This window comes from Chloroflexota bacterium, from assembly GCA_014360905.1.
In the GTDB taxonomy this organism is placed as follows: Bacteria; Chloroflexota; Anaerolineae; order UBA2200; family UBA2200; genus JACIWX01.
This window is the reverse complement of the sequence record JACIWW010000001.1, coordinates 135,988-150,687: the sequence shown is the minus strand read 5'-3', so window position 1 is coordinate 150,687 and position 14,700 is coordinate 135,988. Positions and strand designations below refer to the sequence as shown.

The window sequence follows — 14,700 nt, the reverse complement described above, 5'->3', positions numbered from 1 at the left end:
GCCCCGTAAAACGAATCAGGAATTCACGAACCTCGATAACGATAACTGTTCTACAGGCAGATCAAGTTTCTGCCCCGTGATCATTTGACTAATCAGTTTGCCGGTGATGGGCCCCATCGTGATCCCCTCTCCCTCATGCCCTGCGGCGATGTAAAAGCCTGGCACCTCCTCGACTCCATCAATGATAGGGAGGAGATCAGGCGTGTACGGCCGCAGCCCTGCATAGATGCGAATGGCGTGGACATTGGCAAGGGCCGGCAGAAAGCGAAGGCAGCGGTTGATCATGGAACGTACCACCTCGTGGTCCACAGAGCGATCGAAGCCTGCGAACTGCCGACTGCTTCCCAACAAGATGTTACCACTGCGTGTTTGTCCCAGCACCATCGCGACAGCAATTCTGTGCGCATCCTCTTCTACTGCCTCAAAGTAACTGGCATCCAATAGGTAGGTATTGATCATGGGAGGGACAGGCTCCGTTACGACGATGTGGCCTTTGCGTGGAATCACGGGTATTTCCACGCCCACCATTTTCCCGATGGAAGCACTCCAAGCTCCTGCGGCATTCACGACGGCTTTTGTTGGGATCCGCCCAGCCGTTGTAAACACGGCCGTCACCGCTTTGCTGGCTGTAAGCTCAATGCCTGTGACTTCGGTGAAGGTCAGGATCGTTGCTCCCCTCTCTTTGGCCGCTTTGACAAAAGCCAGCGTAGCTAGAATGGGCTGCACCTTGGCATCATCCGGGAAGAAAAGCCCTCCCACTAACTCAGATGATAAATAAGGCTCCGACTCGTGCAATTCCTTTTCGTTTAGGAGCTGGCAACGCATTCCGCTGCGCTGCACCAGTTGCATAGTGCGTTCCAACGCTTTCATGCCCTTAGGGCTATCTGCGATGTAAATATTCCCCACCCGATCGTATTCGATATCCAGAGGAAGCTGTTCAGCGAGGTCAGCATAAAGCTTTCCACTGGCTATGGTTAGGTCTCTGCCAATTCCTGAGTTAATGTGTCCGATGCCGAATTGGCAGGCTCCTGAGCAACCAGAGGCTATTCCACCCCTCTCCACAAGGTACACCCTGAGCCCTGCAAGAGAGAGGTAATAGGCGCAGCAAGCGCCAATGATGCCCCCGCCAATTACCACTACGTCAGGAGACATAGCTCCAACCTACGATGTATCTTCATGTGGTCAAGTTGTCCTTCCTACGGAGGGTAATCGTGCCGTCCAGCGTGATCTCCAGATAATCGCCCTCCTGGATCGTTTGAAAGTCTTCCGCTGATACAACAACGATGGGAACAGTTTTGTGATATAGCTCATCAGCCACAATTGCGCCCAAAGCCAGGATCGGATCCACTTTTAGGTTGATGATAGCGGCTGGGGCTGTTCCCGCTTTTACGCTCTCCACGAGGATAGCGCTGGCTGTGCTAGAGCCCCTGCCTTGTGGAAAGACGAATACTTTGCCCGTAACAATAGCTCCTGAACGCTCATGTCGCCGGTCAATGATCTCTCCGGTGTAGGCATTCAAGCCGCCCCACAAGCTCAATGGTTCTTTGGATACTACAGCTACTCCCTTTGCTGAACCAGGTATGACCGGTTTCCCAATCATGATTCTTTCCACAGTGTTTCTCTCCTAACAACATGTCCTTCTACTGCAGATTGTACACAATCCGCCATGCTCCCAAGGGCAACCTGCACTCCCAGCTCGCCAGGGGCATAGTAGGCTTGCTTTCCCGAGTTGGTCATAATCACTTTCGTCGTTGGGGAAAGTATTGGGCAGTGGAAATCGCAAGTATCCAAGACAATTTGGACGCCAAAGCCCGTCAGCAGCGTGATCAAGTTGCTCCTCTGCAGCAGAGAGTAAGTGAGCTGATTGGTTAGCACAATAAACCGCACTCTTGAGTGCACTGTTCGGCCCTCTTGGGCTTCGATCAAACGTGCCAGTTGCTGAAACTCCGCAAAAGAGAAGTGGGGGCAGCCAAGGACAATGGCATCGAGTGGGGTATCCGCTTTTGCTGTGGAGAGTTCTCTCAGTGCGGCTACCAACTCCGCTGGACGAACAGGAATGACCTTTTCTGGGGCCGTATTCTGGAAGGCTTGTTCCAGAGTAGGCGCCTCTGGGGTTATCCCCTCCGCATGGAAGAGGGCAACAGCCCCTGAAGAAGCCGCTGCTGCCCCCAGAGCTTTGAATTGGTCATCGTTAACCTGCGCAGGCAGCCCCGCGATGACCGGGATCTTGTCCTCTGCGATGCGTCCCAAAAAATGGCCCAATAGTGGGTAGAAGATGTCATTCATCATTGCTTCTGGCTCGATATCCACCAAGCGCAGCAAGAGCTGGCCCTTGCGGTTGGGAGTGAGGTGCAGGCCGTATTTGGGAACTCTGCCAGTGATGGCAGCGCAAATGTCTATATAGTCCCCATAGCGATTGGTTCTTGCGCCTAGGACAGAATTGGCGAATACAATTGCATTGGATTCAGCCCAAGCGATTTGTTGGCCGAACCTCGGCGTTAGGTAGCCTTGATACGGTGCGCAAGTACAGGTAGGGACACAACCCATGTGAATATAAGCCTGAATCTGACGGAGGGCACGACTGGCATAGTCCTCAGGGATGTGCCATTTTTGCCACTGCTGCGTGTCGAGTGGCACCATGTTAAGGGTGGTCGGTATGGAAACCTTTCCACCCAATGAAGCTAGAGTCTCCGCAAACTCCAAACTAGCTTCGCTCAGCAGCCCTACGCCGTCAATGTGTGCCAGGCTTACGTCGATCATTTCCTCGGCGCCATATACTTCAGCCATCCTGACCAGGATAGACATGGCTAGCTTTGCTGCCTTGCCATACTCTCCTCGTAACATGCGTTGATCTTTTTCGCTGAGTTTCAGTGACATTTTTGCCTCGATTGCATAAAGAGCTTAGCCTGGCGCGAGCTCTCACGCGCACTCGGCCAGTTGGCGAACTAGGTAGAACATACTCACCAGCGATCCTCCATCAGCCGTGATGTCCGCACCTGTGATATAGCTGGCGTCATCGGAAGCGAGAAAGACCGCGACTTTAGCCATCTCTTCGGGCAAGCCGTGCCGATTCATAGGCACTGCTCGATTCCTTGCAGCCAGGAGTTTCTCGCTAGGGAAGGCAGCGCGCTGCAAAGGCGTCATGATGGGCCCTGGGCTCAGGGCATTGACACGGATCCCATACTTGGCCCACTCAACGGCGAGAAGGCATGTTAGTGCGAGCACGCCGGCTTTGCTGGGTGAGTAGGCACCGCCGTTGATTTCAGGCATGTGGCCAGATATGGAAGCTACGTTGATGATAGATCCACCTGCTTTTCTCTCAATCATGTGTCTGCCCACTGCCTGACAGCAGAGAAAGACGCCCTTCAAGTTCACATCTATCACCCGATCCCAGTCCTCTTCTCTCAAATCTTCGATGGGGCTAGGGATGAAGATGCCTGCATTGTTGACCAAGATGTCAATGGTGCCAAAGGCCGCCAGAGCCTGTTGCACCATGCGGGTGACCTGATCGCACTTGGAGACATCTGCCTGGACGGCGATCGCTCGACAGCCCAGTGCTCGTATTTCCTGTGCCACGGCCTCTGCCGCTGTCATGTTTCGGTCGCAGTTTACAATCACATCAGCGCCAGCTTCAGCTAATGCCAGGCTGATTGCCTTGCCTATCCCCTGGCTCGCGCCAGTTACAAGCGCGGTCCTGCCTTTGAGTTTCATCGTCGAACTCCCCTTAGCCGAACATCTCCCCCAGTCTATCCAGTAGCTCCTGGATGGTCTGGCAGGGGATGAATCCCAGCGCAGCAATCTCATCAGAGACATCTACCGGCAGTGCTTGACCCTCGACTGCCTGGTTGAGCTTTCCGCCCATGAAGAGGGGCACTTTTAGTCCTACTCTGTCCATTTCGCTGCGCAAGGCTTTGCCTATTTCAAGCGCGAGGCCGTTGTATGTGCCCACGACGATGGCGTCTGCTGTCTCATTGGATGCTATTTTAATGATGTCAGCAGGGCTTTTCTCTGAGCCAGCCATAATGGGCATCATTCCCATAGCATCCAGCGCCCTACGGATGATAAATAGGGCATGCTCATGTACGTCTGTAGAGGCAATCACTATTTTGGCTGTGCGCTCTGTTTGTTGAAGTTGGGCGATGATTGCCTGGCTTGTCTGATATGTGCGTGCAAACATGTCGGTAAGCTGTATGGGTTTCCTGCCCCTTGGCCAAGTGTCATCTAGAGCGCCAGCACCGTATTCCCGCTCAAATCTCTCAGCCCCCATCTTCTTCAATACAAAGAGCATTTCGAGCGGGTTGTGGATATCCACCCCTTGAGCTTGAAGGCCCCCAAGGGTGCGTTCGAATACGCCTCTTCCTGCTTCAATCAATCTGTCTTTTATCGCCTTGGCTTGCGTGAGATCGAGATAAGGTGCCAGATGGCGAGCTGAGTCTTCCACGCGCCTGGCTAGGACGTGAACTTGCAGGATTTCCTGAGCAGAAGGGATGCGTATTGCTTCGGTAACTGGCAGGGGAACCAGTGCATGGCCAGTGGGACAGACGAGTTGCGCTACCATATCCCACAGCAGGTACTCTGCATTCAGGCCGAGGTTTCTATCCAGGTCCTCACTGAAGGAAATGGTATCGCCGTACCACATGGAGCCTACGCAGTCTTCACCGTGGATGTCTTTGATAATCATCACCCACGCCACTCTCATCAGAGGGTCAGCGGTAACCCCACCAAAACAGTGTGCCAATTTGGCTTCGAAAAGTTCTTCAACGATATATTTTTCCAAATATGCCCAACCTGCTATGTCAGCATAGTCGTTGAGCAGTGAGCCAAAGCCGTCATCGAGGTAGGAATGCACCAGCGTGCCCTTGTCTTTCAGCCTGCCCATTACGTATAGTGCTTTGGCTGTTTCCACGGTTGTCGTGACCTCATCGCTCCATTGCGGAAGACCGTGTGCGAAGTACTGCGAGAGGTTTCCTATGGTCGTGATTCCGGCGCGCAGCGCGTTCTCGGTATTAACCATGGAAGCGGGGAAACCGATCATGAAATCCCCCGCATGAGGTTGGATGGGTACAACCTGTCCTACCTCCATCCAGTCTTCTAAGGATTTCAACTGCGGGCCCGTCTCACGCGGCACGGAACCGCGCATCTCTGGTGGATAGCCCATGACGCGGTCGAGGCACAGGCCAAATCGGTCTATTCTGGAGTCTCGTTTCGACATCTCATCGTGCAAATAGAGCAGGGCTGTCTTTGTCTCTTCCCAGCTATCTAGGCCAATATGAGCATGTAGCATGATTGTACCTTGTCGCATGGCACGCCTCTTGTACTCAATCTCCGAGGAAACTCCATGCTCTTTGAAAAAGAGGGTGCGTCCAATTTCGACCTTGCTGGCCCGCTCTTGTGCCTCCGCAGATACTTCTTCCCATGAAGGAAGGATTCTTTTTGCTTCCTGAACGATGGCTTTTATTTCATCCATCCGGTTGCCCCTTGTCTATAGTGACACTGTCTTCATCGTTCGCCTCGCGTGTCATTCTGAGCGCAGCGAAGGTGCTCTTTGCTACTGAGAGGGATTCTGTCCAAGCTGCACGAGATGCTTCAGTTACGCCTCAGCATGACACAAGGTGAGTTATCGCGTGATACGCTTGTGCCCCTTCTGTATCATTCCAAGCACAGCGAATAATCCTTCGCCACTGAGGCGGGCTCCGCCCAAATTGGGCGAGATACTTCAGCTACGTCTCAGCACGACGCAAGTGGCTATACTGTCCTGTGTATCCACCAGCCGTGCTATTGTAAGAATATTTGCTTCCATAAGGTAGGAATAGATATGCCCTGACAATGCAGGGGCCTCGCTTGTTATGATTCTATGTCTCGCAGAGCCTGTCTCATCGCATCGATGGTGAACTCTACGTGCTCCATAGTATGAGCTGCTGTGGCGATGGAGTGCAGTACTGGAGAGGGGCTTAGGTACACCCCGTACTTGAAGAGTGCCTGTGCGAATCGCTTAAATTTGGCTTGGTCCACATATGCACAGAACTCACGGTAATCGCGGATGGCGGGTTGCTCTGTGAAGAAAAGTTGTAACATCGCACCTACGTTCTGCACGATCGCTTTTGTGCGTCGTTCTGCAAACAAGTTACGCAGCCCGGCCGAGAGCTCTTGTGCGATACGTTCCGCGTGACGCAAGGCTACGCCGTCGTTGCGGTTCAGTTCCTGCAGGCCGGCACGCGTCGCATACAGCCCGATGCGCGATGCGTTCTGCGCCCCATAGTGCAGCACACCACCCCAGGATAACGCTTCCATGATCTCAGCTCGACCAACCAAGGCAGCCACTGGCAACCCATTTCCCAGCGCCTTACCTAGTGTAGAGATGTCAGGTTCGATGCCATAGTACCTCTGGCAAGTGCCAGAGGGGACATGCAGATTCGTTGTAACTTCATCGAAGATGAGGAGGATATCGTTGGCACGGGTCAGGTCGCGCAATCCTTGCAGATAGCCTGGCTCTGGCGGTATGATGCCCATATTGCACATGACCGGCTCGGTGATGACGGCAGCGATTTGTCCTCGATAGGTGTGAATGGCTCGCTCTACCGCTCGTAAGTCATTCCATGGCACAATAATAGTATCATCTAGCGCATGCTGGTTCAACCCCGAGCTTTCGATCAGTTTGATGGGGTCATTGCGGTGACCCAACCTGGGAAGCTCTGCGGGATGAACACTCGCCAAGAAGTCGTCATACCAGCCATGATAGTGTCCCTCAAATTTAATGAACTTGGGCCTGCCGGTGTAGCCTCTCGCCAGTCGGATGGCGGCCATAGTCGCCTCAGTGCCGGTGTTCGCAAAGCGCACGCGCTCTGCGCTGGGTACCATGTGCTGGATTAGCTCGGCTACCTCTATTTCGATTTCAGTGGCGGCAGCGAAGTGAGGGCCGGTGGCTACTGCTTCGTTCACCGCTTGGACGATGGATGGATGAGCATGCCCCAGTGGCTCCAGGCCGTAACACATCATCCAGTCTACATAGCAGTTGCCATCTACATCATAGAGATGAGCACCTTCACCACGCGCAATAAAGAGCGGGTATGCTCCATAGTTGGCTGGGCCTCGTGAGGGGGAGCTGACGCCTTCGATCAACACACGCAGGCTACGCGCGAAGAGTTCTCTCGATCTATCCGTTGCGGGGGCCATCCACTTGCCTTCTCAACTTGCTTTGCTACTTGCCGCCGAGATATGCTTTGATAACTCTTGCATCGTGGAGGAGCTCCTGCCCCGTTCCTTCCAGGGTGATGTTTCCGACTTCTAGCGCATAGGCGCGGTCGGCCATGGACAAAGCGGCGCGGGCATTCTGCTCTACCAGAAGAATGGTGACCCCCTCATCGCGGATTTGCTTGATGGTGTCCAAGACAGTCTCCACCAATTTTGGCGCCAATCCCAGGGAGGGCTCGTCCAACATGAGAAGTCTGGGCTTGGCCATGAGCGCTCGACCAATGGCTAACATCTGTCGTTCCCCTCCGCTCAGGGTGCCAGCAGATTGGTGCAGGCGCTCCTCCAATCTGGGGAATAGATTGAAGACCCGGCGCATTGCGTCGGCGGGCTTGCCCTCGCTGCGTCGGCTATAGTAACCCAAGAGGAGGTTTTCTTCTACCGTCATACTGGTGAACAACCTCCTTCCTTCTGGGCACTGCATAATGCCGAGATTGACAATTTCATGCGAGGGCATGCCTTGGATCTCTTTTCCATCAAAGATGATTTTCCCACTGGATGGTTTCAGTGCTCCAGAGATGGTCATCAATGTGGTTGATTTGCCAGCCCCGTTGGCGCCGATCAAGGCTACAATTTCGCCTTCTTTGACCTCGAAGGATATCCCTTTCAGAGCAGGGATCCCGCCATATTTGGTTACCAGATTTTCAACTTGCAGCAAGCTCATGCGCCCACCTTCCTAAGTATGCTTCTATGACTCGCTCATCGCGTTGTATCTCCGCAGGAGTGCCTTCTGCGATCTTGACCCCATGGTCCAGAACAGCTATCCAGTCGGAAATGCCCATCACGACGTTCATATCGTGCTCTACGAGCAGGACGGTAACTCCCTGGTCTCGAATGGTGTAGATGAGCGAGATCATCTCCTCCTTCTCGGAGGGGTTCATGCCTGCAGTTGGTTCATCGAGCAGCAATAGCTTTGGTTCAGAGGCCAGTGCACGCGCGATCTCCAGACGTCTCTGATGGCCAAAGGTGAGGGCGCCTGCCAACTTATCTCGATGTTCCGCTATGCCGACAAAACGCAGCAGTTCCAAAGCTCTTTCGCGGCTCCATTTTTCTTCTCGCCTTGCCTTCGGCGCGCGCACAATAGCATCCCAGACACCGTTTGTCGTCCGACAATGGGTACCGACTTGCACGTTTTCCAACACACTCATGTTCTTGAAGACACGGATTAACTGGTAGGTGCGGGCAATTCCCAACTCAGTTACCTTGTGCGCTGGCAAACCAACGAGTTTTCTTCCACAAAAAGTTACCTCACCGGAGGTAACAGGCAAGACGCCCGTGATGAGATTGAACGTGGTGGTCTTTCCGGCACCGTTAGGGCCGATGAGGGAGAAGATTTGTCCCTGGTGGATCTCGAAACTTACCTGGTTCACCGCTCTCAGTGCACCGAAATCCTTCGTCAAATCCTTCACTACCAGGAAGTTATCTAAGGGATTTCTGGTTTCGCTCGGGCTATTACCCGTGCTCATATCGCCAGTGGCTAAAGCCATGACATGAACCTCCGTTTTTGAGATAGATAGCGTGCTTCTTAATCAGATTTCTCCGTTTCGACCTCGCCTTTCCAATAACGCCTGGGCAATAGCCCTTGAGGGCGGAAAAGCGAAAAGAGGATCAAGAGTAATCCATAAATGAGCGCTCTGGCACTTTCTAGAGGCGTGCCGCGCAGTGGTTCTGGCAAGATTGTCAACAATAGCGCGCCCAAAACCGCGCCATCGGCATTACCTAGCCCGCCCACAATGGCCATAGCAATGATCAACCACGTCTCCCGGGAGGTAAAACTTTCCGGGCTGACGAAAGTTTGCATACCGGCAAAGATAACACCTGCCATGCCTACCGGAGCCACTCCTATAGCGCAGGCGAGCAACTTCAAGCGCTTCGTATCTAAGCCCGAAGTTCGAGCGGCTTCTTCATCGTTGCGGATAGCCATCCATGCCCTTCCAATACGCGAATCTTCTAGACGTTTGATGATCCAATACATCAGGGCACAGAGAGGCAAAATAAGGTAGTAGTAATCGCTGACGCTTTTAAATGTGAAAAAGGGCAGCCTAATGGCATCAATGTTGATGATGCCATAGGAAGCGTTGGTGAACTTGAGGTTATTTACGAGAATTCTGAAGATCTCGGCAAAAGATAAGGTCACCAACCCTAGATAATCGCCGACGAGTGATATCGAGGGAATACCTAGTAGATAAGATACTAGGGAAGTCAAGCCAACTGCCACAGGGAGAATGACCAGAAAGGGCAGGTGCACGTTGTGCAGTGGAGAGGCCATCATCGCATAGCAGTACGCTCCTATAGCAAAAAACGCTGCAAAACCCAGATTGAAGAGGCCTGTATAGCCAAACATAAGGTTGTATCCCAATGCCATCATCACATAAAGGCCTGCGATGTCAATAATGCGCAACCAATAGTTGCTGGTAATGATCTTGGGTAGCGCCAAGAGCAGGACAGCCATAGCAACTAGGAGCAGTCTTTTCCCCCATGCTTTCTTGGAGAGCACGCGCCAGTATTGCCGCACTTGATTCGGGGAAGTACCCAATGATTGGGTAGTCGCTCGATCGTCATTCTTTTGGTTGGACACTTTTTGTCTCTCCTTATACTGATCTTGTAGCCATTTCAGGCTTTCACGATTACTTCTGGCTTACCGAGAATTCCAGAAGGCTTGATCACCAGGGTGATGATAAGCACGAGGAAAACAAAGATGCGTCGGTAGTCCGCTCCCAACAATCCGCCCGTCAGTAATGGGAGATAGCCACCTCCGACGGCTTCCAACAAGCCTATAAGTAGCCCTGCGATGACGCAACCGCGCATATCGCCAATGCCCCCGATGACTGCTGATGCCCATCCCAGGATCATGAGCTGGTAGCCGGTGAGATAGTACGTCTGCCCATAATACATCGCATGCGATATGCCGGCAACTGCACCTAGAGAAGCGCCAAGTGCGAATACCGCCACAATAACGCGGTTCACGTCAATGCCAAGCAACCCGGCCATGTCCCTATCCGCGGCGACAGCCCTGATACATCTCCCCAGGGTGGTCCTGTTGACTAAATAGAACAGGCCAATCAACAAGAGGATGGTCAGGATGGCAATGAACACCTGGAGGTTAGAATACGTGGCTCCTAGAATTGTGAAGTATTTTTTCTGCAACAGCGAGGGAAAGCTTTTCATTTCGCGTCCAAAGACAAGCATCATGGTATTGGACAAAGCGATGGAGACGCCCAAGGCGCTGACTAGAACGGTCAAGATGGAAGCGCGTCTCAATGGACGGTAGATTAGCCTTTCTATGATGAGGGATGTGATCATGGAACACAGCATTCCGCCCAAGAAAACCATCCCTAGCACCAACAACAGCCTTGTCCCCATCAATGGGGGGTCAATAATGTTGAGGCGGCCCTTGGTAATGCCCGTTGCGCGCAGCAAGAACAGGGAGAACATCGCGCCCAAGACGCATAGGTCGCCATGGGCAAAGTTCACCATTTTCAAGACACCATAGACCATGGAGTAGCCCAAAGCGATCAAGGCATAAATCATGCCAATAGTTAGACCATTCAAGGTTTGCTGTACAAAAGTTGTCATTGTATCGTTTGCCCCTCCTTAGGAATGCTAATGAAAGTCGGCAGTTGGTGGGCTTGGTTGGCAAGCACGCTCGCCAACCAAGCCCAATGCAGACTGTTATTTCCCCAGCAACGACTCTACCAGGGTTTTGTATTCCTGATAGGACATGGTTTGGTAAGGTGGTGTACCCTGCCAGACATATACAACTTTCATTTGCAAGTCAGGCTGGAGTTCCCAGACGAAGGCAACGGGGTACTTGGGTTCGCCAGTTGCATCCCATGCCAAACCACCCGGATGGACAATGCTGGGGACTTCGATTTCATGCAGGGCTTTGATGATGGCCTCCCTGTCGGTTGTGCCAGCATGCTTGATCGCAGCCGCTAGAGCATAGACGATATCATAGTAGACAGGAGACCATTCCTCGGGATCTCTACCCCATCTCTCCTTGAAGGCGGCGGTGAATTTGCGCGTCTCGGGCCTGAAGTCGAGAGGCGGAGCAGCCGTAGGAGCCAGTGTGCCAATACCCCTTTCCTTCACTGCGTCGACGTATTCCGAGCTGGTGGCTTCGGCAGCGATGTAATGCTGCTTCATGCCCAAGTCCGCCATCTGGTTGCACACCAGGGCACTCTCGGAGTAACCAGCGAAGTATACCGCCTCAGGTTTCTCGGCATTGACCTTGGTCAGAGTGGGGGTAAAGTCCACAGCATCCTTGTCCACGCCTTGGAAACTGGTTACCTTCACGCCCAGCTCCTCGCACCGCTTGGCAAACACCGTGGCCACGGCTTCGCCCCACATCGTCTTGTTGTGGATGACGGCGACGGACTTGATACCGAGCTTCTCGACCACGTAATCCGCTCCGGCATACCCAGTGATGAGATCATTGGCGCAGGTGATGCGGAAGACATGATCGTAGCCCATGACGGTGATACGGGGGTTACTCCCGAGCTCGAGCTGCGCCAGGCGGCACTCATTGTAGATGGGCAAGGTGGGGATTGTGGTACCACTGAAGGTGTGGCCAATAACAGCGACGATTTCAGGGTCTTCACACAACTTGTGCGCCACTGCCACGGCTTGCGCAGGATCGCCGGCGTCATCCATGACCACCAGTTCCAGTGGGCGGCCCAGAACCCCACCGGCGGCGTTGATCTCCTCTACTGCCAGGATAGCAGCATCCCGCACCATCTCCCCGAACACATAGGTGTCCGCCCCGGTCAGGATTACCGGCAAGCCAATTTTGATGGGTTTGGCAGCCGGAGGCGGTGTGGCTGTAACCACAACGATCTTTTCTTTCTCGACGATCTTCTCCTTTTCCACGATCTGTGGCGTGGGCGTAGGAGACGGGGCGCAGGCGGACACGAACACGCTGAGCACAAGCACGACAAGCACAACCTTGAGCAATTTGCCTTTCATTTTTTCACCCTCCTTTGGTTTTTGAGTTTTTGTTGCAACCACCCATTCTGAAGCAGCGTAGGCATTTCCTTCGCTACCACCTCCTTTCCTTTTCAGGGGTCGGAATTGAACCGCTACCCAGCCCTAAGGGCAAGGGATGCGGACAAGCTATCCAGGTAATGCAGCCAATATTTCCTTGAGATGCTCGATTTCCTCCTCAGGTGGGCGCAGCAATGGCCGCCTGGGTGTGCCAATGGGATGGCCCAGGATTTCCAACGATGCTTTCACATATTGCACAAATTGACCCGATTCCAACGCAGTGAAATAAGGCAGCAGTTTGAAGTACAGTTGCTTCGCTTTATCAAGGTCTTTTTTCACGGCTGCAAGTTCATACAGTTGCACGCATTGCCTCGGGATGGCGTTGGCAGGAGCTGCTACCCATCCTGGAACACCGATAGCGAACATTTCCAAGGCAAGGTTGTCGGCTCCGCAGAAAACGGTCATTTTATCCCCGCAAAGTCGCATAATCTCGCTCACACGCCGCATGTCGCCGGAGCTTTCTTTGAGATAGGCGACATTGTCCAATTCTGCCAGGTGTGCGATCAGGGCAGGTTGCATGTCTATCCCGGAGGTAAAGGGATTATTGTACAGCATGATCGGCAGGTGAATGCTCTCTGCGACCGCCTCATAATGATAGTATACCTCACGTTCGGTAGGATGGCAATAGTACGGAGGTACGATCATTACACCATCCGCACCAGCTTTTTCTGCGTATTGGGAGTACATGATGGTGTCCCGCGTCGACACTGCTGCTGTGCCAACCACTACTGGCACTCTGCCTTTTACCTCGTCTATGGTGATATCTACAATCCTTTTGCGTTCGCTTTCAGATAGGGCGGCGAATTCGCTCGTGCTGCCTGTAGGGATGACCCCGTGAACTCCGGCATCAAGCAGAAACTGGATATGCCTTCTCAATGCCTCTTCATCGAGTTCGTCATCCTCGGTAAACGGCGTGCAAACCACTACATAGACCCCGAACCATTTGTTGTGCTTAGCCAAGTCTGTCCTCCTCTTGCCGGTGAGAAAAACGGCGCAATGATAATGGTTCCAACGGCACAGTGGGTGCCTTGCTGGTAATCATCTCGCTGATCAGCTTCCCTGTGATAGGGGCCATGGTAATCCCCGCGCCTTCATGCCCCGTGGCGATGTAGAAACCCTTCACGCCATCGCCTTCGCTGATGATCGGTACTAGGTCTGGGCTGTATGGCCGCAAGCCAGCATAGGTGCGGATGACATGGATGTTGGCGAGAGCTGGCAAGAAGCGCAGATTGCGCGCCAGTTGGGCGCGGATGACCTCGGGTCTCACTGTGCGGTCAAAACCACCAAAATCTCGGCTGCTTCCCAGCAAGAGATTGCCGCTGTGCGTCTGCTGGATATTGGCCGACATGGCGACCCCACTGGTCGCGCCCAGCGTTTGCATGTAGCCCGCTGCTAAAATGATTTTGCAGTTGATGAGGTTATCCGGCACGGGTTCAGTTACGATAATATGCCCTCGACGAGGGATTACGGGTATCTCCAGCCCTACCATTGTCCCAATGGCAGCACTCCAGACTCCCGCAGCATTCACCACTATTGCGGTGGGAATGCGCCCTGTCGTAGTATCAACAGCTGTTACTTTTCGCTCTGCTGAAAGCTCAATACCGGTGACCTCAGTGAAGGGACGGATCTCGGCACCCATGTTCTTAGCTGCTTGCGCCAAAGCCAGTGTGGTCAGGATGGGGTTCACCTGCGCATCCTCTGGAAAATAGGCTCCACCTGCTAAATCGGGTGCCAAATTCGGCTCCAGGCGACACAGGTCTGTGCTCGTCAGCAATTGGCAGTCCAAGCCTCGTGCCTGCAGAGAGTGCACGGTGCGCTCGAACGGCTCCCAATCCCCCGCGTTTTCCACGAGTGCCAGGCTGCCGGTTCTGCGGTACTCGATGTCGAAGGGCAGCTCTTCGGCCAGCGCTTCATACAGGAGGCGGCTTGCTTTCTCCAATTGCAGATTGATGTCAGGCTCTTCCCAGAGGACAATGTGGCTTTGACCAGCCCGGGAGGTCCCCGAGGCTAGGTTGCCTTTCTCCACCAAGCACACCCTAACTCCCTCACGGGCTAGGTAGTAGGCGCAAGAACATCCTACAATTCCGCCGCCTATGACCACCACATCAGGAAGCATTATCTTACCCTTCATCATCGCCCGTGGCGAGCACGCCGATAGGCACCGGCCTCACCGGTGGGCGGAACGTGGCTGGCATGATTTCTCCCATGGGCTGTCCTGTTTGTTGAGCAAGAATCTGGCTCACCAGCCTACGGCAGGTCTTGCCTTGGCAAAGGCCCATTCCTGCCCGAGTGCGCATTTTTACTTCGTTCACTGTACGTGCTCCCTCTGCAATGGCTTCGAGAATCTCTTTCAGAGAGACCTCTTCGCATCGGCAGATAATCACCTCATCCTCTGGTTCTAGCGACATT

The 14,700-nt window shown here is 53.5% G+C and carries 14 protein-coding genes; all 14 read right to left on the bottom strand.

Features of this window, described 5'->3' with window-relative positions; translation table 11 throughout:
- Positions 1 to 15 precede the first annotated feature (15 nt).
- The gene (locus H5T67_00750) at positions 16 to 1,152 is read right to left on the bottom strand and encodes an FAD-binding oxidoreductase (protein MBC7243847.1); all 1,137 of its coding nucleotides are present in this window, start codon (positions 1,150 to 1,152) and stop codon (positions 16 to 18) included.
- Between the two features lie 22 nt (positions 1,153 to 1,174).
- Positions 1,175 to 1,612 carry a DUF126 domain-containing protein gene (locus H5T67_00745; protein ID MBC7243846.1) on the bottom strand — a complete coding sequence of 146 codons (438 nt, stop codon included), beginning with the start codon at positions 1,610 to 1,612 and terminating at the stop codon, positions 1,175 to 1,177.
- On the bottom strand, positions 1,597 to 2,877 hold the full coding sequence (locus H5T67_00740; protein MBC7243845.1) for an aconitase X catalytic domain-containing protein: 1,281 nt from the start codon (positions 2,875 to 2,877) through the stop codon (positions 1,597 to 1,599). The genes H5T67_00745 and H5T67_00740 overlap by 16 nt, the downstream gene beginning before the upstream one ends.
- A 42-nt stretch (positions 2,878 to 2,919) precedes the next feature.
- Positions 2,920 to 3,711: a 3-oxoacyl-ACP reductase FabG gene (locus H5T67_00735; GenBank protein ID MBC7243844.1), complete on the bottom strand. Its 792-nt coding sequence runs from the start codon at positions 3,709 to 3,711 to the stop codon at positions 2,920 to 2,922.
- 13 nt (positions 3,712 to 3,724) lie between these two features.
- Positions 3,725 to 5,467 carry a hypothetical protein gene (locus H5T67_00730; protein ID MBC7243843.1) on the bottom strand — a complete coding sequence of 581 codons (1,743 nt, stop codon included), beginning with the start codon at positions 5,465 to 5,467 and terminating at the stop codon, positions 3,725 to 3,727.
- 377 nt (positions 5,468 to 5,844) lie between these two features.
- On the bottom strand, positions 5,845 to 7,173 hold the full coding sequence (locus tag H5T67_00725; GenBank protein MBC7243842.1) for an aspartate aminotransferase family protein: 1,329 nt from the start codon (positions 7,171 to 7,173) through the stop codon (positions 5,845 to 5,847).
- A 25-nt stretch (positions 7,174 to 7,198) separates the two neighbouring features.
- Positions 7,199 to 7,912: an ABC transporter ATP-binding protein gene (locus tag H5T67_00720; protein MBC7243841.1), complete on the bottom strand. Its 714-nt coding sequence runs from the start codon at positions 7,910 to 7,912 to the stop codon at positions 7,199 to 7,201.
- Positions 7,893 to 8,714: an ABC transporter ATP-binding protein gene (locus tag H5T67_00715; protein MBC7243840.1), complete on the bottom strand. Its 822-nt coding sequence runs from the start codon at positions 8,712 to 8,714 to the stop codon at positions 7,893 to 7,895. Before H5T67_00715 ends, H5T67_00720 begins: the two co-directional genes overlap by 20 nt.
- A gap of 59 nt (positions 8,715 to 8,773) precedes the next feature.
- Complete coding sequence (locus H5T67_00710; protein MBC7243839.1) at positions 8,774 to 9,700, bottom strand: branched-chain amino acid ABC transporter permease; 927 nt, start codon at positions 9,698 to 9,700, stop codon at positions 8,774 to 8,776.
- Between the two features lie 161 nt (positions 9,701 to 9,861).
- Complete coding sequence (locus H5T67_00705; GenBank protein MBC7243838.1) at positions 9,862 to 10,824, bottom strand: branched-chain amino acid ABC transporter permease; 963 nt, start codon at positions 10,822 to 10,824, stop codon at positions 9,862 to 9,864.
- A gap of 96 nt (positions 10,825 to 10,920) precedes the next feature.
- A complete protein-coding gene (locus H5T67_00700) occupies positions 10,921 to 12,213 on the bottom strand; it encodes a branched-chain amino acid ABC transporter substrate-binding protein (protein MBC7243837.1) in 1,293 nt (430 codons plus the stop codon).
- Positions 12,214 to 12,360: 147 nt separating this feature from the next.
- Complete coding sequence (gene dapA, locus H5T67_00695; protein ID MBC7243836.1) at positions 12,361 to 13,251, bottom strand: 4-hydroxy-tetrahydrodipicolinate synthase; 891 nt, start codon at positions 13,249 to 13,251, stop codon at positions 12,361 to 12,363.
- The gene (locus tag H5T67_00690) at positions 13,244 to 14,407 is read right to left on the bottom strand and encodes an FAD-binding oxidoreductase (protein ID MBC7243835.1); all 1,164 of its coding nucleotides are present in this window, start codon (positions 14,405 to 14,407) and stop codon (positions 13,244 to 13,246) included. The genes dapA and H5T67_00690 overlap by 8 nt, the downstream gene beginning before the upstream one ends.
- Before the next feature lie 4 nt (positions 14,408 to 14,411).
- Positions 14,412 to 14,699, bottom strand: coding sequence for a (2Fe-2S)-binding protein (locus tag H5T67_00685; GenBank protein ID MBC7243834.1), 288 nt, complete (start codon positions 14,697 to 14,699; stop codon positions 14,412 to 14,414).
- Position 14,700: the final 1 nt, after the last annotated feature.